Raw genomic sequence first — 989 nt, forward strand, 5'->3', positions numbered from 1 at the left:
TGCCGCTATTTATTGCAGCATGGTTTGTGATGGATGGTCAGCTTCCGTACCTTGATTGGGGAACACGTTCGCCATGGTCTGTTTTGTATCTAGCGATAGCCGGCTCACTATTGGGCTTTGCATGTTACTTTTTTATTATTAAAGAGCTGGGTGCAACGGCTGTTGCAATGGTGACTCTGATGACACCTGTTTTTGCTTTGGCTTTGGGTGCCTTTTTTAATGGTGAACACATTAGCGAAGTAATGCTAATCGGTACCGCGTGTATCCTTTCAGGGTTAGTTCTTTATTACTGGAGCGCTTCAGAGCGTAAGCTTGATAAGCATAAAAATAGTGAGTCTGTTGAAGTTGCGGGCTGAATGAGGCACCGGCGATTCAGGTTGAATTGCCGGTGCTATATGCTATTTGGTGTCGTATGACTAGTGCTTAATCGATTGAAAATACTGCGCTAATGGTCGCATTGTATTCAATTTCTTTTTGCTGGTAGGTATTACTTTGGCTGTCGCTCATTTCAGCACTCATTGCCATGGCGCGCATTTGTGGGGCTGGTCTTGCTTCGTTGCTAACATGCTTTACATTTAAAATTTTCCCCAAGCTTACTTCGAAGCCTTGGGCAATGGTAGCTGCTTTATTTTTTGCTTTATTAATTGCTTTGTTTAAGGCTTTGCGTTTTAGCTTCTGTTTGTTCTTAAGTGTGAATCTTATACTCCCTAGATGAGATGCTTCTGTGCGGGTGATGTCTTGGATAAGAGCCTGGAGTTGCGCAAGATCATTTAGTTTAAACTCAATTTTGCGCGTAATTTGATTACCTTTGAAATCTCGCTGGTTATTTCGGTATTCGTATTGTGGGTGTAATTGTGTATTGCTTGTGTCGAGGGAGTTCTCTTGAATATCGTATTCTTCTAGTTTTGACAGGAAAGGGCGGACCAGCTTGTCGACGGCTCTTCTCGCTTTTTCTGCTTCAAACTTTGTTGCAGAGAAAGTAATATTAA

Annotated in this window: 2 protein-coding genes; one reads left to right on the forward strand and one right to left on the reverse strand. The window is 42.3% G+C overall.

Annotated features, from left to right (window positions below; all coding sequences use genetic code 11):
• A partial coding sequence (locus A3757_RS23675; protein WP_156506532.1) for a DMT family transporter occupies positions 1 to 356 on the forward strand: 356 nt, incomplete at its 5' end.
• Positions 357 to 423: 67 nt separating this feature from the next.
• Here A3757_RS23675 and A3757_RS23680 read toward each other — a convergent pair.
• A partial coding sequence (locus tag A3757_RS23680; RefSeq protein WP_068740394.1) for an SIMPL domain-containing protein occupies positions 424 to 989 on the reverse strand: 566 nt, incomplete at its 5' end.

Source organism: Oleiphilus sp. HI0117, assembly GCF_001635235.1.